An 18,835-nucleotide genomic window follows, 5' to 3' on the forward strand; every position below is an offset into this window, starting at 1 on the left:
CCCTATTCCGCCGCCTGCGGCTGATTACCGGCCCGCCGCCCGGCCCGCCAGGCCTGGAAATTCGCCCGCACCATGAGCGCCGCCGGGGTCACGATCAGGGTCAGCACCGTGGCGAAGGCCAAGCCGAACACGATGGCCGTGGCCAGCGAGCGCCACCATTGGGTCGAGGGCGCGCCGACCGTGACCGCATGGTTCACGAAGTCGATGTTCATGCCGAGCACCATGGGCATCAGGCCCAGCACCGTGGTCACCGAGGTCAACAGCACCGGGCGCAGGCGCTGCGCCCCCGTGCGCAGGATCGCCTCCTTCATGTCCGTGGCGGTTTTGGCCAGGCGGTCGAAGGTGTCGATCAGCACGATGTTGTTGTTCACGACGATCCCCGCCAGCGCGATCACGCCGATCCCGGTCATGACGATGCCGAAGGGCTGCGCCGTGACCATCAAGCCGATGAACACGCCGATGGTCGACATGATGACGGCGCTTAGGATCAGGAAGGCCGAATAAAAGCTGTTGAACTGGGTGACCAGGATGATCGCCATGATGAACAGCGCCGCCGAGAAGGCCTTGGACAGGAAGGCCTCGGCCTTGGCCTGTTCCTCGTCCTCGCCCTTGAAATCGACGCCGATGTTCGGATCCAGGTTCGCCTGGGCGATCCACACCTTCAACGCCGCCAGTTTCTCCGCCGCCTGCACGCCGGGCGCCACGTCGGCCTTGACCGCCAGCACCCGCTTGCCGTCGGATCGCGACAGGGTGCCGATCTTGGGCTTGGGCGTGATGGTCACGAAATTACGGATCGGCACCGGACCGTTCGCCGTGTTGACCTTGATCGCATAGAGTTGTTCCAGCGTGCGGAATTCGGCTGGATAGCGGACACGGATGTCGATCTCGTCGTCGCTGTCGTCGGGGCGGTATTCGCCGACATTGATGCCCGTGGTGACGGTCTGCACCATGCGGCCGATCAACTGCACGTTGGCGCCGAACTTGGCCGCTTGGGCGCGGTCGACCTGAACTTCCCAGTCGATGCCGGGAAGCTGCCGGCCGTCCTCGACGTTGATCAGGCCACCGATGGCATTGATGCCTTCCAGCACCTTCTGCACGGCGGCGGGCAACAATTCGGGCAGACGCGATGTCAGTTCCACGTTGACCGGCTTGCCCACGGGTGGGCCTTTTTCCTGCTTGCGCCGGTCAACATGGATGCCGGCCAGGTCATGGGTACGCTTTTCGACGTCGTTGAGAATCTCATCCGCCGTGCGCCGGGTCGTCCACTCGGCGAATTCCAGGGTGATGGTGCCGATGATGTCCTCGGCTTCCTGGCTCTGCTGGTTCTTGCCCGTGCGGGTGTAGATGCTTTTGAATTCGCGCATGTCGAGGATGCGGTCCTCGACCTCGCGCATCAGCTTGTCCTGTTCCCAGGCCGACAGGTTGCCCCGGGCACGGACCTGCAATTGCGCCAGTTCCGGCTCCACGTCGGGAAAGAATTCGACCCCGTGGCCGAATTTGGCATAGCCGACTTGGACCACGATCAGCAGCAGCACCGACCCCGCCAGCACCTTGACCGGGTGGCTGAGCGCCCCCCGCAGGACCATGAGATACATCCCCGTCAGCCCGCCGACGCCCTCCAGGCTGCCCGTGCCTTCGTTGTCCTCGTCCTCGGACACGGCGGCCAGGCGTTTCGCCGTTTCCGCATCGCCCGTGCCGCCGGCGCGACCGAACACGGCGCCCAGGGTCGGCACGAAGATCAACGCCATCAGCAACGACGCCGCCAGGGTCATCAGCAGCGTGATCGGCAGAAATTTCATGAACTCGCCGACCACGCCCGGCCAAAACAGAAGCGGCAAAAAGGCGGCCAGGGTCGTCGCGGTCGAGGCCGTGATCGGCCAAGCCATGCGCTTGGCGGCCAGGCCGTAGGCAAGCTTGGGCGGCGCCCCTTCCGTCATCTTGCGGTCGGCGTATTCGGTGACGACGATGGCTCCGTCGACCAGCATGCCGACAGCCAGGATAAGCGAGAACAGGACGACGATATTGACCGTCAGCCCCATGGCCGACAGCACCAGGATGGCGGTCAGAAACGAGCCCGGGATGGCGAGCCCGACCAACCCGGCCGAACGCAGGCCGAGCGCCGCGACGACGACCACCATGACCAGCAGGATCGCGGAGGTCACGTTGTTCTGTAGGTCCAGCAGCATGGTGCGGATCTGGATCGACTTGTCCTGGATGAAATCGACCGTGACGGCGCGGCGCACTTCTTCGGGCCAACCGGCCTGTTCCTGGGCAACCACCTGGCGCACGGCTTCGATGGTGTCGATGATGTTCTCGCCGGTGCGCTTGACGACCTCGAGAACGATGGCCCTTTCGCCGTGGATGCGCGCGAAGCCTTCCGGGTCCTTGAACCCACGCCGAACCTCGCCGATATCGCCGAAGGTGACGACGGCGTCGCCCTTGAAGGCGACAGGCATCGAGACGATGTCGGTGAGCGTTTCGAACAACCCCGGCACCTTCAGCGAGAACCGGCCCTGGCCCGTGTCCTGAGCGCCGGCGGCGACCAGCTTGTTGGACGCCTCGACCAGTTGCACCGTATCGACGGGCGACAGGTTGTAGCTTTCCAGTTTGATCGGATCGATGAGAATTTCCAGAAGCTCCTCGCGGTCGCCGGCGATCTGCGCCGACAGGACGGCGGACACGGCCTCTATCTTGTCGCGCAGGTCGCGCGCCAGCTTGAGCAGCAGGCGTTCCGGGACGTCGCCGGACAGCGTCACCGCGATCACCGGAAACAGCGAGAAATTGACTTCGTTGACCGACGGCTCGTCCGTGTCATCGGGCAGTTCAGGTTTGGCCAGGTCGACCTTTTCGCGCACATCGGTCAGCGCCTGGTCGGCGTTGAACCCCGCCTCGAACTCCAGCGTCACGTTGGCGCCGCCTTCATAGCCCTTGGCGGTCATCTTCTTGACCCCGTCGATGCCGCGCATTTCCTTTTCCATGGGGCGGATCAGAAGGCGTTCGGCGTCCTCGGGCGAAATACCCTCGTGGGTGATCGACACGTAGATGATGGGGATGTTGATGTCAGGATCGGCTTCCTTGGGGATTTCCACGTAGGCGACCGTACCCGCGACCAGGATCAGCACCAGGGTCAGGAGCACCGTGCGCGCATGGCCGAGCGCCGCGTCGATCAACGCATTCATGACGCGGGGCCGCCCTTGCCCGCCGTCAGGGAGCTTTCCTCGACCGGCTGGACAAGCTGTCCTTCACTGACGAATTCCTGGCCCACGGTGATCAACCTCACCGTGTCCGGCAGGCCGCCCAACCAGATGCCGTCGGGCGTATGGGCGATGATGCGGACCTTCGAGAAACGGACGCGGTCGGTTTCGTCCACGTATTTGACGCCGATCTCGCCGGCGTCGTTGAGGGTCAGCACCGCGGCCGACACCTTATGCGCCTTTTCCCGCCCCGCCTGGAACAAGACCTCCATGGTCTGACCATCGCGTAGGACATGGTCCGGGTTTTCCAGCCAGGCATCGACCCGAAAGGTGCGCGTCGCCTCGTCGGCGCGCTGCGCGACATAGCGGATCGACCCGGCGAAGTCCTGACCCTGCACCGTGCGGGCGATGGCGGTGTCGCCGGCCTTCAGGTTCGGGACGTCCCGCTCCGACACCTGCGCGACGACGCGGATGGGATCGGGATTGATCATGACCACGATCTTGTCGCCGGATTTCAGGTAGTCCCCGACATTGATGGGCAAGGTTTCCAGGTAGCCCGAAATCGGCGCGCGCACGGTCGTGCGCTCGACATCCAGCTTGATGGCGGCCAATTCAGCCTTGGCCTGCGCCAGTTCCGATTCCTCCTGAGCCAGCTTGACCTCGGACTGGAAGCCCTTCTTGGTCAACTTCTTGGCGGCCTCGAAGCCGATCCGCTCGTAAACCAGGCGGGCTTCGGCTTCGCGCAATTTCGCCTCGCGATCATCCATGGCCAGTTTCAGGATCACGTCACCCTTTTCCAGCCAAGCCCCCTTGGACGCCGCGATCTCGACGATGCGGCCCGTTGTCTCGGCCGTCACCTCGGCGTCGAGGATAACGTCCGTGCGTCCGGTGACGATGGTTTCACGCACGCGGTCCAATGCGTCCATCCGCCGCACACGGACCATGGCCAATGCCCTTTCAGGGCGGCCGGCGCCTGCTGTGGCCTTGTCGTCACCCGCGGTTCCGGCCGCCGGTTCGGCGGCGGGGTCGGCGGCGGTGAAGCCGTAATGGCGCTTCGCCTGTTCCAGATCGCCGGAGAAAATCCATGCGATGGCAACCAGGGCAAGAACCGTGGCCGCGGCATAAGATGGTTTGATGGGCAGTTTCATGAAGGTATCCCTATTCCGCCGCGTCGGCCTTGCCGGACCCTGCGTTCAAAAGCAGATCCCGGTTTTCGGTCATATAGGTGACCATCGCCTGATAGAACGCCAGCCCCAGGCCGCGCACGAACAGTCTGCCCTCGGGCACGCCCTCGGGGTCCAGTCCCTGCATGGTCTGGACCCTCGCGCGATAGAACCCGAGGTAGTCGTCATAGACCGCGCGCAGGTGATCGGGGTCCAGGAATTCGGCGAAGAACATCAGGAACGCCGCGTCAGACCGGATTTTGTCTGGCATGGGTTCCCGCGCCAGCGATTGCCGGAACACCGCGCGCCCGGCCGGGGTCGCCGCATAGACTTTCTTGTCCGGATGGCCTTCGCCGGGCGTGTCGGTCACCGCGATCAAGCCTTCCTCGGACAGTTTCGCCAGGGCCGGATAAATGGACCCGTAGCCGACGTCCTGGAAGTGAGCGAAGGGCCCTTCTTCGAACATCTTTCGGATTTCATAGCCCGAGGCGTCGCCCATCACGAGCACGCCCAGGCAAAGGGTTCTAGCGTCCATGTTCCCGAAGCAAAGCCTGCGCGGCCCGCCCAATTCTGTCCAAGGTGAATGTGACGCGGAAACTACATGCAATTTTGTATTGTATCAAGCCGATATATTGATGACGGATCACGATGACAACGGATCGGGCGGATAGGTGGTGTGAGCATCCAATTATTGCGATTAATTATCATTTGCAATAATAACACTCCATACATCCAAAAAAACCCGCCCAAGGACCCACCATGTCGCCCGTCGTCACCGTCCTCCTGATCGTTTCCTGTGACCCCAGCCTGCTCTACTGTTCGTCGGTCGAACCCTGGCACCGGACGTGGGCATCGACGGAAGACTGCCGCGCCGACCGGCCTGCCATCCGCCGCAAAGTGGCGCGCGATGCCGGGCCCGACAGGGTCGTGATGGCGCAATGCCGATTATATTTGGAAGAACGCCCGAGGGACGAAAAGACGCCCCCCGCGGATCTCTGGGTCGCGGACAGCGCGCCGCCGCCCGCCTATGCCTTGCCGTCCAGCGCCGCCAGGCTTTCGGCCCAGGGCGGATTCTTGACGAAACGTTCGACCAGCCAGTCGATGAAGGCCCTGACCTTGGGTGCCTGGTGGCGGCCCGGGGGATAGACGGCGAACACGCTGCGGCCTTCCTCGGTCTCGTATTCCTGCAACACGGGGATCAGGCGGCCGTCGCGCAGCGCTTCCCAGGTCAGGAACTGGGCCGCACGGATCAGGCCGACCCCGGCAATCGCCGCGTCGTACAGCAGCGAAGCGTCGTTGACCATCAAGGACCCGTTCACGTCCATGATGCGCGGGCCGTCGGCGCTTTTGAATTCCCAGCGGTTGATGGAGGTTTCGAAGCTGACGCGCAGGCAGTTGTGATGAACAAGGTCGTCGGGCGTCTGCGGGATGCCGTGGCGCTCGAAATAGGCCGGGGCGCCGGCAACGACCCGTTTGACCGCCGTCAGGCGCCGGGCGATCAGCGAGGAATCGGTCAACGTGCCGATGCGCAGGCCCACATCCACGCCTTCGCCGACAAGATCGACCATGCTGTCCGAAGTGATGAACTGAACCTGAAGTTCGGGATAGGCCTCGATGAACTCGTGCAGGTGCGGGATCACCGCATAGCGGCCGAAGGCGGTTGATGAATTGACCTTCAACACTCCGCGCGGTTCCGCATGCAATTCGCGCACGGCCAGTTCCGCCGCCTCGATTTCCTCCAGGATGGTCACCGCGCGTTCATAATAGGTGCGGCCTTCCTCGGTCAGGCTGATCGACCGCGTGGTGCGGTTCAGAAGCCGCGCGCCCAGACGGTCTTCGAGCCGCCCGATCAGCTTGCTCACCGCCGACGGCGTGATGCCCAGATCGCGGGCCGCGGCGGAAAAACCCCCACCGTTTACCGCGCGGACAAACACCGCCATTTCACTGTCCCGGTCCATATCGCCTCCCCAACCGCTCATTTAGTGAAATAATTTCATAAATCATAATCTGCCTTTCCAGATTATCAATCAAAACCGCAATGGTTAGGCTTCCCTCAACAACCGGCGGCCTGCCCTCCGCCGAAGCCGATTTGAGGAGAAAGACCATGCCGATGACACCGCTTGACCTGAGAAACGCCATCCCGCACGCGGAGATCGAAGCCGGCGTGCGCCGGGGCCGGCAGCTGCGGGCCGAAGCCATCCGCGACGTGATCGGTCGGATATTCCGTCATTCACCTCTTGGCGAACGCCATGCCCGCACCCCTCAGGGCGGCGTTCCCACTCCCTGCTGAAGCCTCTCCTTGCCGCCCGGTCGCCGGCGGCACCCCTCCCCTCGCCGGCCAGCCCCCTTGCCGGCAACGTGGGGTGAAACGGCGCCATCTCCCTACTTGTGGAGTAGATAGGCAAACTGCCGGGCGGCCCTTATAGGGCCGCCCTCTTTTTTGCGCCCTTTCAATTTGCCCGGCGGCACCGCACACTCGGCAGGGATATGCGGCGACAACCGAGTGACGTTTAATGACCTTTGACCAGATCGCCATTATCGGGCTGATCGCGGCGGCGCTGGCGTTGTTCGTCTGGGACCGCTGGCGCTACGACGTGGTCGCCTTCAGCGTGCTGCTGGCGGCGGTCATCCTGGGACTGGTGCCCGCGCGCGAGGCTTTTTCCGGGTTCGGCCATCCGGCGACCATCACCGTCGCGGCGATCCTGATTCTCAGCCACACGCTCGCGCGCACGGGGGCATCGGAAATCCTGGCCCGCATCATTGAACGCTCGGCCACGGGCATGGCGCGGCATATCGCCGTGCTGTCGGGCCTGGGGGCGCTGATGTCGTCGGTCATGAACAACGTGGCGGCGCTGGGGCTGCTCATGCCGCCGGCGATCCAGACGACGCTGAAGACCAAATACCACGCGGGGGCGGTGCTCATGCCCCTGTCGTTCGCGACCATTCTGGGCGGATTGATCACCCTGCTGGGCACGCCGCCCAACATCATCATCGCCGCCTTCCGCGGCAAGGTGACGGGCGAACCCTTCGCCATGTTCGATTTCACGCCCGTGGGCCTGCTGGTCGCCGGGATCGGGGTCGGGTTCCTCGCGGTTTCGGCGCGCTTCCTGATTCCCAAACGCCGCCTGCTGCAAGACGCGACCCGCGACCATATGGGCATCGACAAGTTCGTAACCGAGGCGACGGTGGTCAAGGACACGGACGCCGTCGGCATGACGCGGGGCGAATTGCGCATGCTGGCGACGGATTGCGACGTGCTGATCGTCAACATCATCCGGCGCGGCCGGCGCATGACCAGGCTGCCGCAGGGCGACGGGCTGAAGGTCGGCGACAAGCTCCTTCTGGAGTCCTCGTCCGAGGGATTGGACCGCCTGACCACGGCCATGGACCTGAAGGTCGGGACCATGAAGGGCAGCAAGTCGGAAAACATGATCGACGAGGATCTGGACCTGGTCGAAGCCGTCGTGCACCCGGGATCGCGCATGATCGGGCGCGAGCTTCTGTCGCTCCGCCTGCATTCGCGTTACGACACCGACATCCTGGCCGTGTCGCGCCAGGGCCGGGCATTCCGCGGCCGCATGGGAAATTTCAAGTTCCGCCCCGGCGATCTGGTGCTGTTCTACGGACCGCGCGACCACATGCCCGACCTGATGGCCCGCATGGGATGCCTGACCTTGCAGGAACGGGTTCAGTTCGGCGAGGCAAGCCACCGCCACGCCCGCATGGCCATCGCCATCTTCGCCGTCGCCGTGGCGCTGGCGAGCTTCAACATCCTGCCGATCACGATTGCCCTCGGGCTCGCTGCCGTGGCCATGGTGGTACTCAACATCCTGCCCATGCGCGAAATCTACGACGGCATCGACTGGCCCGTGGTCGTGTTGATCGGCGCCCTGATCCCCGTGGGCGACGCCTTCGACGCCACGGGCACCACGGGCCTGATCGCCCAGGGCATCCTCGACAGCCCCCTGCCGCTTAACCCGCTGGCCGTGCTGACCCTGCTGATGGTGGTGACCATGGCGCTCTCGGCGGTGCTCAACAACGCCGCCACGGCGGTCATCATGGGCCCCGTCGCGATCACCCTGTCGCAACGCCTCGGCGTCGATCCCGATCCCATGCTGATGGGCGTCGCGGTCGCCGCCAGCTGCGCCTTCGTCACGCCCATCGGACATCAGAACAACGCCCTGGTCATGGGCCCCGGCGGCTACGCCTTCGGCGACTATTGGCGATTGGGCCTGCCGTTGCAGGGCGTGGTGCTGGTCGTCGCCGTGCCGGCGATCCTATTGTTCTGGCCGTTCTGACCGCGGAAACCGGCTAGGCTCTGACGAAACACAATCCATCGAAAGTTTCCCGCCATTCGCGGACTTCCGCAGCCATGGCGTCCGGATCGTTGGCGGCAAGGGCCCGGGCGATCAGCTTGCCCAGGCGCGGCATATCCGCCGCCGTCATGCCCCGGCGCACCAGTTCCGGCGTGCCGATGCGCAGGCCGTTCAGGTCGCCCGCGACCGGATCGACGGGAAGACCGATGCCGCAGGCGAGAAAGCCCGCCCGGCGCAGTTTCTGGGCCGCCGCCTGCCCGCCGCCGTAAGGGGCGGCCAGGACCGCGAACTGGTGCGAGGTCGTGAAGCCTTGATCTTTCGCGAACAACGCCACGCCCTCGGCGTCCAGGGCCGATGCCAGGGCACGGGACGTCGCCACCATCTCGTCCGCATAGGCCCGGCCGTATTCCCGCCAATCGAGCAGCGTGATCGCCAGCGCCGCCGACTTGGCCGCGTCGAAGTTGGCGGTCATCCCGGGAAAGGCGATGGCGTCGAGGCGTTGGGCGAGTTCCCTGTCGTTGGTCACGACCAGGCCGCCCGCGGGTCCCCCTAAGCTTTTGTAGGTGCTCATGGTCATCAGATGCGCACCCTGGGCCAGCGGGTCCGGCCAGGCGCCGCCCGCGACCATGCCGCAGAGATGCGCCGCGTCGAACAGCACCTTGGCCCCGACCGCGTCGGCGATGGCGCGGATCTCGGCCACGGGATGGGGGAACAGGTTGAGGCTGCCGCCGATGGTGATCAGCCTGGGCCGCACGTCCTGCGCCAATTTACGCAGGGCGTCGAGATCGACCGTATAACCCGACGCATCGACCGGGGCCGCGTGGGTCGTGAGCCCGAACAGCCCGGCGCAGCCCGCCGCGTGATGGGTGACATGGCCGCCGATTTCGGACGACGGCGCGATGATCGCGTCGCCCGGCCGGCAGGTCGCCATGAAGGCGTAGAGGTTGGCCAGGGCGCCCGAAGCGACACGGATTTCCGCGAAGCCCGCACGGAAGATTTCGGCGGCCAGTTCGGCGGCGATGACCTCGATCTCCTCGATCGCCTCCAACCCCATTTCGTACTTGACCCCCGGATAGCCCAGCGACGGGCGCGCGCCCAGGCCGGATGCCAACGCAGCCTCCGCCTTGGGGTTCATCACGTTGGTCGCCGGGTTCAGGTTGAAGCACTCGGCGTCGTGGATGTCTCGGTTGCGGGCGATCAGCGCGTCGATGCGGGCGGCGACCGCATCGGTGCCGTCCGCCGCCGTGGCCTCGGCGATCCGTTGGACCAGGGCCTCGCTCTCGCCCGGCACCCAGCCACGGGGCGTCAGGTTGGTCATCGCACTGTCTCCTTGCCGCCGGTCGGCTTATCCCTTGAGAACCTCGGGATTAATGACGTTGATGGGGCTGCCTTTTTCGAAGGCCACGATCTGGTCGAAAATGTCGGTGAAGTGGATTTCCCATTCGTCGACGGTGACGTAGCCGATATGCGGCGTGCAGGTCACGTTGGGCATGTCGACCAGGGGCTCCGAGCCCTTGGTCACCGGCTCGTGGTCGAACACGTCGACCGCCGCCATGCCGGGGCGCCCGGTCTTCAAGGCCGCCGCCAGCGCCCCCGGCTGGATCAGGCCCGCGCGCGACGTGTTGACCAGAAGCGCCGTGGGTTTCATCAGTTCCAGGTCCGCCTGGCTGACGATGCCCTGGGTCGCGTCCTTGAGGCGCATGTGCAGGCTGAGGATGTCGCAGTCGCGGAAGAAGTCTTCCTTGCTGGCGGCGACGTCGCAGCCCTCGGCGCGGGCGGCCTCGCGCGACGCTTCGCGCGCCCACACCAGGATGCGCATGCCGAAGGCGCGGCCGACCTCGGCGACGGCGCGGGAAATGCGCCCGTAGCCGTAGAGCCCCAGCGTCTTGCCGCGCAGGGAATGGCCCATGCCCATCTGCCAGGTACCGGCCTGGAGCGAGGCCATCTGCTGCGGAATTTGCCGCATGGCGGCCAGGATCAAGGCCCAGGTCAGCTCCGACGTGGCGTAGCTGGGCGTGCCTTCGTGCTGCGCCGAACACACGACGACGCCCCGCGCCGTGCAGGTATCCACGTCGATATGCGGCCACACGCTGCGCTGGCTGATCAGTTTCAGGTTAGGCAGGCGTTCCAGAAGCGGCGTGCGTATCTTGGTGCGCTCGCGGATCAGGACAAGAACTTCCGTATCCTTCAGACGCTCGGCCAGGCCGTCCGTGTCCTGGACATGGTCGTTCCAAATGGTGACGTCGTGGCCGGCGATCTTCTGAAAGCAGGGCAGGCCGCGGATGACGTCGAAATAGTCGTCGAGAATGGTGATTTTCATGGAATCCGGTCTCCGCTCGAAGCCCCCCCTTCGGGTTACATCAGGTGCCAGGCTCAGACATTGCCGGCCGCCTTCTGAAGCTTGCGCGCCGCCGCCCATTCCGCCTGCTGCTTGGCTTCCAGTTCGGCGTGGTGTTCGGCGTGCTCCCGGGCCTCGGCCATGATCCATTCGCGGAACGCCTTGATCTTGGGCTTGTCGGCGGTGTCCTCGGGCGAAATCAGCCAATAGGCATGGGCGACGGGAATGGTGTCGGCGAAGGGCCGCACCAGGCGCCCGGTCTCCAGGTCGCGCTCGGCGACCGAGGCCTTGACCAGGGCCACGCCCTGCCCGTTCACGGCGGCCTCGACCAGCATCCAGTGCGGTGAGATGTTGGGCCCGGGGATCGGCCCCTGGGTGCGCACGCCATGGCCGCGCAGCCACATTGCCCAGGTTGGAAAGCTGTCATCGAGATCCTGCTGCACGGGGTGCAGCAGCGTGTGGTTCAGGAGATCACGTGGTTCGCGGATCGGGTTCTTGCCGTTCATCAGCTCCGGCGCGCAGACGGCATAGACCTCTTCTTCGAACATCTTATCGACCCGGCAGCCGGGGTAATTGCCGGGGCCATAGCGCACGGCGACGTCGGCCTCGCCCATTTCGAAGCGCACCTTCAACGAGGTGGCGACCAACATGACCTGAATCTCGGGATGCAGGTTGGTGAATTTTTCCAGCCGGTGAACCAACCACTTTGCGGCGAAGGTCGGCGTGACGGATACGGTCAGCGGCCCCGTGGATTCGGAATCGTACAAAGCCTGGGTCGCCGCCTGCAGTTTCGCGAACCCCTCGCGCAGGCCGGGCAGATAGGCGGCCCCCGTTTCGGTCAGGGCGAGCCCTCTCTGCTGGCGATGGAACAGCTGCACACCAAGGTATTCCTCCAGCCCCTTGACCTGATGGCTGATGGCCGCTGGCGTTACATGAAGTTCATCCGCGGCGCGCGACATGGATAGGTGTCGGGCGGCGGATTCAAAGGCGCGGAGCGCGTTCAGGGGCGGCAGGGCTCTCATGAGCTCAGGTTTATCTTATAGATTTTCTAAAATCAAGAGTGAGAAATGGTCGTTTGCGCCAAAGCGCCTCCGTACGTAAGTTTTCTTCAACAGAACACGGGAACCCCGCCCAACTACGAGGGTTTGACCGTTCAAATAGATAAGTTCGAATAGGGAAAAACGTTCCAAGCCTACCGTTACCTGTCCCGGAACCCCGTTCGACACTTAAGGAGAATTAACATGGCCTACAATCGCTACATCGGACATTCGGCCCCCTTGCCCACCGGCGCCCTGCCGACCCAGGAAGAGATGAGCGCCCTGCGCCACCAAGCCTGGAATCGCGATGTCCGCAACGTCCGCAACGTCATCGGCCGCCTGTTCAAGTAAGGCCCCGCTTTCTTGGCCAAGGACGGCACCGCCGCCTTGCCTGACCAACGACTGACCGCCTGAGATACACGCTTACAACCTGTTACTTGCCCACGACCACCTGATTATCTCCCTACCCCCGGTTCTTACCGGGATTCGACTTCCCACCTTTGGGGTCTGCTTTTTGGATCGCTCCAGCCCCCCTTCGCGATCCCTAAGGCAGACCCCTAATTTTTTGGGACGGCGTTCCAAAGACTCACGCGTGGGCGTGGCAGGGTCGGCCACACGCGCCCAAGCCCCCCTTAAATCACATCGAACGCGATCGAATGGCGGGTGTCTTCGCGCGTGAAGGGCCGCACGCCGTGCCATAGGTAGGACGGAAACAGCACGAGCTTGCCCGGCTCCGGCCGGACCGTGATGCGCGTGCGGTTGCGTGCGCTCACGTAGGCGTCGGGGGGCGCGCCGATCTGCAAGCAGCCCTCGCCCGTCCGCCACACATCGTCCGGCAGGTCCGGCACCTTCACGTAATAGACACCGGACAGCCATCCTTCGTTGTGGATATGGCTGGCGTCGTAGCCGGCGCCCCGCAGGATCGTCGACCAGGCGCCGGTAAATCGAAAGCCCGGATTGACGAAGCGCAGGAAAGGATGATCGGCGTCGCGCTCCAGCCCGGCGATGAAACGGCGCAGCGATTTGACGATCTCGGCCTTGACCAGGGCGACGGCGCCCGTTGGCCCGCTGAACAGATTATCCGGAATCTGCGTGCCGCCGCGCATGGTCTGGTTGATCGGCGGCGGCAGCGCCATGTGGCGGACCTCCAGTTCGGCATGCAGGGCCGTGTTGAAGGCAGCCAAATCCGCGTAACCTTCGGGCAGGTCGATGAATTGCTGGGTCACGGCGGCATCGAAATCGACGATGCGGGCGAGATCCGGGTCATCGGCCTCGGTCATGGCGATGGTCAGCAGGCCGAGAATCCCCGACCTCCTTGGGTTGCGGGCATGCGCCTCCTTCAGCGGCGCCACCGCATCACCGTGCCGTCCGGCGCGCAGCAAGGCCTCGCCCTGGATTTCCAAAATCTCGGGATCGTTCGGCGCCAGCTCATGCGCCCGCGTCAGGGCGTCCAATGCCTCCTCGTGACGCCCCAGGGCCGACAGGGCCGCACCCAATTGGCCCAGGACCTGGGCATTATCGGGCGCCAGGCCGAGGGCCCGGCGCAGCACCGGCTCCGCCTCGGCGAACCAGTGATCCGTCACCAAACAGCGCCCGTACTGCAAATGAGCCATGGGATTGTCCGGCAGTTCGCGGCACACCCAGCGGTAGGTGTCGTGCATCTGATCCTGTTGGCCGCTCTCCCATTTCAGGTTCTTGAAGCATTCGTGCGCGCCCTGATGGAAGGGATCGAGGGCGACCGCCTTGCGGCAGGCGTCGAAGGCCTCGTCGCGGCGGCCGAGTTGGAAATAGATGGCGCCCAGGCTGGCATAGGAATCGGGCCAGCCGCCGGATATGCGCACCGCCTGCTCGAAGGCATGGACGGCTTCTTCCGGCCGGGCCGCCGCTTGCAGAGCGACGCCGTAATTATGGAACAGTTCGGGATCGCGGATCTGGCGCGTCAATGCCGCCTTGAAATCGCGGATCGCTGCGTCCAGCGCGTCCAATTTCTGTAGCGCCATTCCCCGGTTGTTGAGGAAATCCGGATTGCCCGGATCAAGCGCCAGGGCGCGGTCGCCGGCCGCCCGCGCGGCCGCGAAATCCTCGGCGTAGTAGCGGGCGAGGCCCAGGTTGTTCCACCACGCGGCCTTGGTGGCATCGATGGCCACGGCCTGTTCCAGCATTTCCCGGGCCGCCGCCAGGTCGCCGCCCTGCATCAGGGCGACGCCGAGCAGATGCGCCGCGTCGCCGTGCCCCGGATGAGCGGCAAGGAACGCGCGGTACATCGCCGTCGCAGCCGCAATATCGCCGGCCTGATGGCGGGCGAAGGCCTGTTCGAGAGATGCGGGGACGGCGTGCGCCATCGGCGATTTCCACAACCACAAAGACTCCTTCAAGGAGCCCAATCGCCAAATAATACAGATTGGCGGTGGCGGCAATCCGCTAATTCAGCAGGTCGTTCCTGCCCCTTCGAGAGCACGGATTTCGGCGGCGCTCAGGGTGAAATCGAAAACGTCCAGGTCCTGGGCCATATGGGCCGCGTCCTTGGTGCCGGTCAGGGCGATCATGCCGACGTCGAGGGCGAAGCGAAATACCGTCTGCGCCGGTGTCTTGCCGTGACGCGCGGCGATGTCCTTGACCAAGGCATGGTCGACCAACGCCCGGTTCGCCGTGAGCAACGAGAACCCCTGATAGTGGATGCCGGCTTCCGCGCAGAACGCGCGGATGTCGCGGTCCCAGCCGCGCGACGCGTAACAGCGGTTCTGCACGAAGCGGGGTTTCACCTCGGCCCGAGCGCAGAGCAGGCGGACCTGCTCCAGCTTGAAATTGCTGACCCCCAACAGGCGTACCCGGCCCTGCTTGTGGATCGCCTCCATGGCCCGCCACACCTGCCAGTCGATGGGGTGCAGGCGCGCGCCGGTCCAGGGGCCGTGCAACACCAGACTGTCGATATAGTCCGTCTGCAGATGTTCCAGGGATTTTTCGAAAGACTGGGCGACCTGCGTGGCGGCGGGCGCGTCTTCGTCATAGGGCAGGCGGTGGTCCTGGCCGCGCCGATAGGTGAACTTGGTCTGGATGAACAGGTCCCGGCGCCGGACCCGGCCCGCCTTGATCGCCTTGGCCAGGGCGGCCCCGGTTCCGGCCTCGTAATAATGCTTGCGCTGATTGGCCGTATCGAAGCCCCGGAACCCTTGCGCCAACGCCAGGGTCACCAGCGCCTCGGTGGCGTCTTCCTTCCAGGCCGTGCCATACAACTGACGCGGCACGGTAACGCCGTCGATGTCGATGGTGCGTGCGTCGTCCATGGTGACCGCCCCCAGGGTTAGAGTCTGACCGTCATCCCGTCGGCCAGCGACTGCCGGTAAGCGCCGAGCGCGGGCACGGCCCCCGCCAACACCCCGGCCAGAACGACGGCCCCCAGGATCGCCAGATCGTGGGCCGTCGGCGCGGAGATTTCCAGGAACAATCCGAAACGGCTATCGAGCACGGGGCGGAACGCGGCGAGCGCGGCATAGAACAGGCCGAGCCCCGTCGCCGCGCCGGCCAGGGTCAGCACCGCCGCCTCGGACACCAGCAGGGCGAACAGATGCAGCGGTCGGGCGCCGACGGAGCGCAGGATCGCCATCTCCCGCCGCCGCTCGTTCAGCCCGGCCAGCATCATGATCATCATGCCGAGCAGCCCCGCCGCGACTACCGCCACGGAGATCGCCGCCAGCGCCGCCTCGGCCGTGCCCATGAGGTCCCAGAGTTCCTGCAAGGCCACCCCAGGCAGCACGGCCAGCAGGGGTTCCGGGCGGTATTCGTTGATCGCGCGTTGCAGAGTGAAGGCGGCGAACCGCGATTTCGCGCCAACCAGAACGGCGGTGACGGCGCGGGGCGTCAGGTCCATGCGCCGGACCTGATCGGCGGTCACGCGCATGCCCGGCGCGGGGGCGCCGCTTTTCCAATCGACATGGATCGCCTCGATGGCCCGCAGGCTGACGTGCACCGTACGGTCCACGGGCGTGCCCGTGCGGGCCAGGATGCCGGCGACGCGGAAGGGTTTGTCCTTGTGGCTGGAAAAACCCTCCGCCCCCAGGCCATGGGCGACGACCAACGGGTCGCCCAGTTTGTAGCCCAGGGCCCGCGCAACCTCGGCGCCCAGAACGGCGTCGAACAGGTCCGTGAACGGCCCGCCGGCGCTGAACGCCAAGGGCTTCTTGCGGGCGTAGCGGTAATGACGGAAGTAATCCCCCGTGGTGCCCAGCACGCGGAACCCGCGGTGAGAATCGCCGAGCGACAGGGGTACGGTCCAGGCCACGTCGGGCCGGTCCGCGATGTCCCGGTAGCTTTCCCAGGAGATGTTGTTTGTCGCGTTACCGATGCGGAACACGGAATACAGCAGCAATTGAACCGAACCGCTGCGCGCACCGACGATCAGGTCCGTCCCCGAAATGGTGGCGGCGAAGCTGGCCTTGGCCTCGGTCCGCAGCTTTTCCACGCCGAGCACCAGCGTCACGCTGACGGCCAGCGCCAGCAGGGTCAGCCCCACGGTCGTCCGGCGGTTCAACAGGCTCTTGACCGCAAGGCCGAGGATCGGCGCCCCCCTCATGCGACTCCGCCTTCCACACGCGCCGCCCGGTTGATCTCGGCCAACGCCACCACCCGGTCGAACCCGGCTTCGAGCCGCCGGTCGTGACTGACGAACAGCACCGTGGCGCCGCTGCGTCCGGCCTCGGCGAACAGCAGGTCGAGGAAGGCCGCCTGGGCGTCGGCGTCGAGGGCCGAGGTCGGCTCGTCGGCGATGATGACCGGCGGCGCGCCGATCAGGGCGCGGGCGGCGGCGACGCGCTGCTGCTGGCCGGTGCTCAGTTCGGCGACGGCGCGGCCGCCGGCGGCGGCCTCGCCCAGACCCATATGGGCGAGCAGGCGCAGCGCCTCGCCCTCGGCCCCGCCCGGCTCGGCTTCGGCACGGGCCCGGCGGACAGGCGAGAACCGGCAGGGCAGAAGGACGTTTTCCGTCAACGACAGGAACGGCAGCAGATTGAACATCTGGAAGATAAAGCCGATACAGTCGGCGCGGATGGCGTCGCGGCGAGGACCCGGGACATGGGTCAGATCCTCGCCCGCGATCTCGACCGCCCCCTCCTGAGGCAGGCAAATCCCGGCCAGCAGGTTCAGAAGCGTGGTCTTGCCGCTGCCGCTGGGGCCGCTGACGAACAGCCGTTCGCCGGGCCGGGCCGCGAATTCCGCGATGTCCAGAACCAATGGCGCCCCGGCGCGCCAGCGAAACCGGACACCGGACAGGCGGATCGCGTTGCCGTTCATGCTTCTGCCGTTCCCTCCGGGCGCCAACCCAAACCGCCTAGAAAGTCAGGCGCGGACGGTCCGCTGTCAACTCCGCCGCACCCTGGCCCTTCGCCGTGATGGTCCGTGCCTCAAGCTCTCGGGCCGCCGGGAACGCGGTGAAATAGCCCAGATCGACATGGCTCAGCGCCGCCGGATCGGCGCAACGGAAATGGTAATGGGCGCGGAATTCCGCATGGGCCTCGGTCTTTTGATCATGTCCTTTTTCATGGCCATGCGCCCCGTCCAGCAGGGCGGAGTGAACCTCCGCCTCCTCCAATCGGCAGGCGGCCCTGGGCGGAAAATGGAATAAAGCAACCGCATCCTTCAGGCGGGCCGCGGCGGCGGCCAGGGCCGCACGGTCGGCCTCGGTTTCCGCCGCATGCTCGAAGCCGACGATATCCGCCCCCGGCGCCGTGATCTCAATTTCGACCTCGTTGCCCTCCACGGCCAAGCTCAACTGCCCGACGCCGTGTTCATGGGGGCCGTGTTCGCGCTCGGCCGCCGATGCCGGTTTGGCGGCGACGAACAGGCCCGCCAGCAGGGCAGCGGCGGCGAAACGGGGTTTAAAGGATACGATGCGCGGGACCGGCAACAGGGACATCGGCTTCATGGGAAAACTCCTTCGGGCGTGGCGTAATTGCGGGCAGAATTCGTAATGTTATATTATAACATTTTTTGTCCGGCAATCGCTCTTTACCCCCATCACCCGATTATTCGGTCGTGAAAACGACGGTCGCCCGGCGCGGCCTATTTTTCCGTATAGGGTTCGACCCGCGTGCCCTGGATCGTGTAACCGGCTTCGACATCGGCGCTGCCGTCGACCAGGGTAAGCGCGCGCTTGGCCCGCTTCACGGTCATCCGCCCGGTCACCCAGACGGGCTCGTACAATTCCTTGGCGGCGTAGGACTGGTTCAGATGCACCACCACCGTCTGGTTGATGGGCGGCGGCGGCACATGGATGCAGGCCCCGACATAGGGCACCAACAGGAATTCCTTGACCGACGTGCCCTCGAACTCCAGCGGCAGGACATAGCCGGGCAGCCGCACCAGCTGGCCGTCCAGGTCATGGGCCAGTTCGCCGTTCCGCGCCGCGACCTCGACCTGCATCTTCTGCACCAAGCCGACCATGCGGTCCACGTCGATGCCTTCCTGACGCAACTTGAACTCGATCTCCCGCGCGTCCTCGAACATGGGATGGACCTCGTTCATCAGACCCGCCGCGACCTGGGACCGGATGGTCGCCAACATCTCCAGTTCGACCTGCTGATCGATCGGCAGGTACTGGTAGGGATTGTCGATGGGCGGGCCTTGGGGAATCAGGTCTTCCCAGGTCAACACCTTGGGCGTTTCCGCCGCCGACAACGGCCCGGCCACGACCAGCAACAGGAACAGCGGCGAGACCAGATGGAACAGGCGCGGCATGGCAACCCTCAAACTGCGGAACATTCGCCGCACCTTAGACGCGCCCCCCGACCGCCGC

Annotated in this window: 16 protein-coding genes; 3 read left to right on the top strand and 13 right to left on the bottom strand. The window is 65.3% G+C overall.

Annotation, left to right across the window (positions count from 1 at the left end; translation table 11 throughout):
- Positions 1-2: 2 nt before the first annotated feature.
- The 4 genes from RJ527_00465 to RJ527_00480 form a co-directional block, all read right to left on the bottom strand.
- Positions 3-3,179: an efflux RND transporter permease subunit gene (locus RJ527_00465; GenBank protein ID WND76229.1), complete on the bottom strand. Its 3,177-nt coding sequence runs from the start codon at positions 3,177-3,179 to the stop codon at positions 3-5.
- Positions 3,176-4,342 carry an efflux RND transporter periplasmic adaptor subunit gene (locus RJ527_00470; protein ID WND76230.1) on the bottom strand — a complete coding sequence of 389 codons (1,167 nt, stop codon included), beginning with the start codon at positions 4,340-4,342 and terminating at the stop codon, positions 3,176-3,178. Before RJ527_00470 ends, RJ527_00465 begins: the two co-directional genes overlap by 4 nt.
- A gap of 10 nt (positions 4,343-4,352) precedes the next feature.
- Complete coding sequence (locus RJ527_00475; GenBank protein ID WND76231.1) at positions 4,353-4,892, bottom strand: PadR family transcriptional regulator; 540 nt, start codon at positions 4,890-4,892, stop codon at positions 4,353-4,355.
- A gap of 490 nt (positions 4,893-5,382) precedes the next feature.
- Positions 5,383-6,336: a LysR family transcriptional regulator gene (locus RJ527_00480; protein ID WND76232.1), complete on the bottom strand. Its 954-nt coding sequence runs from the start codon at positions 6,334-6,336 to the stop codon at positions 5,383-5,385.
- Positions 6,337-6,461: 125 nt separating this feature from the next.
- Here RJ527_00480 and RJ527_00485 point away from each other — a divergent pair, with 125 nt between their 5' ends.
- Positions 6,462-6,647, top strand: coding sequence for a hypothetical protein (locus tag RJ527_00485; GenBank protein ID WND76233.1), 186 nt, complete (start codon positions 6,462-6,464; stop codon positions 6,645-6,647).
- A 223-nt stretch (positions 6,648-6,870) separates the two neighbouring features.
- Positions 6,871-8,655: an SLC13 family permease gene (locus RJ527_00490; protein WND76234.1), complete on the top strand. Its 1,785-nt coding sequence runs from the start codon at positions 6,871-6,873 to the stop codon at positions 8,653-8,655.
- A 13-nt stretch (positions 8,656-8,668) separates the two neighbouring features.
- Here RJ527_00490 and RJ527_00495 read toward each other — a convergent pair whose 3' ends face one another.
- The 3 genes from RJ527_00495 to gcvA are packed head-to-tail and all read right to left on the bottom strand — an operon-like array spanning position 8,669 to position 12,033.
- Positions 8,669-9,991, bottom strand: a complete 1,323-nt coding sequence (locus RJ527_00495) for a beta-eliminating lyase-related protein (protein WND76235.1) — start codon at positions 9,989-9,991, stop codon at positions 8,669-8,671.
- A gap of 27 nt (positions 9,992-10,018) precedes the next feature.
- Positions 10,019-10,993 (bottom strand): D-2-hydroxyacid dehydrogenase family protein, encoded by a 975-nt coding sequence (locus RJ527_00500; protein ID WND76236.1) that lies wholly within the window; start codon positions 10,991-10,993, stop codon positions 10,019-10,021.
- A 53-nt stretch (positions 10,994-11,046) separates the two neighbouring features.
- Entirely contained in the window at positions 11,047-12,033 is a 987-nt protein-coding gene (gene gcvA, locus RJ527_00505; GenBank protein WND76237.1) for a transcriptional regulator GcvA, read from the bottom strand.
- A 219-nt stretch (positions 12,034-12,252) separates the two neighbouring features.
- On the opposite strand from gcvA, the gene RJ527_00510 reads away from it, so the two are divergent.
- Positions 12,253-12,399 (top strand): hypothetical protein, encoded by a 147-nt coding sequence (locus RJ527_00510; GenBank protein WND76238.1) that lies wholly within the window; start codon positions 12,253-12,255, stop codon positions 12,397-12,399.
- Positions 12,400-12,680: 281 nt separating this feature from the next.
- On the opposite strand, the gene RJ527_00515 is transcribed toward RJ527_00510, so the two are convergent.
- From RJ527_00515 to RJ527_00540, 6 genes are all read right to left on the bottom strand, one after another.
- Positions 12,681-14,390 carry a tetratricopeptide repeat protein gene (locus RJ527_00515; protein ID WND76239.1) on the bottom strand — a complete coding sequence of 570 codons (1,710 nt, stop codon included), beginning with the start codon at positions 14,388-14,390 and terminating at the stop codon, positions 12,681-12,683.
- An 84-nt stretch (positions 14,391-14,474) separates the two neighbouring features.
- Positions 14,475-15,332: an aldo/keto reductase gene (locus RJ527_00520; GenBank protein WND76240.1), complete on the bottom strand. Its 858-nt coding sequence runs from the start codon at positions 15,330-15,332 to the stop codon at positions 14,475-14,477.
- 17 nt (positions 15,333-15,349) lie between these two features.
- Positions 15,350-16,618 (bottom strand): ABC transporter permease, encoded by a 1,269-nt coding sequence (locus RJ527_00525; protein ID WND76241.1) that lies wholly within the window; start codon positions 16,616-16,618, stop codon positions 15,350-15,352.
- Positions 16,615-17,334, bottom strand: a complete 720-nt coding sequence (locus RJ527_00530) for an ABC transporter ATP-binding protein (protein WND76242.1) — start codon at positions 17,332-17,334, stop codon at positions 16,615-16,617. The genes RJ527_00525 and RJ527_00530 overlap by 4 nt, the downstream gene beginning before the upstream one ends.
- A gap of 37 nt (positions 17,335-17,371) precedes the next feature.
- Entirely contained in the window at positions 17,372-17,965 is a 594-nt protein-coding gene (locus tag RJ527_00535; GenBank protein ID WND76243.1) for a DUF2796 domain-containing protein, read from the bottom strand.
- A gap of 137 nt (positions 17,966-18,102) precedes the next feature.
- Positions 18,103-18,777 carry a DUF3299 domain-containing protein gene (locus RJ527_00540; protein WND76244.1) on the bottom strand — a complete coding sequence of 225 codons (675 nt, stop codon included), beginning with the start codon at positions 18,775-18,777 and terminating at the stop codon, positions 18,103-18,105.
- Positions 18,778-18,835 lie beyond the last annotated feature (58 nt).

The sequence above is a fragment of the Thalassospiraceae bacterium LMO-SO8 genome, from assembly GCA_031655335.1.
Taxonomy (GTDB): Bacteria; Pseudomonadota; Alphaproteobacteria; order Rhodospirillales; family Casp-alpha2; genus UBA1479.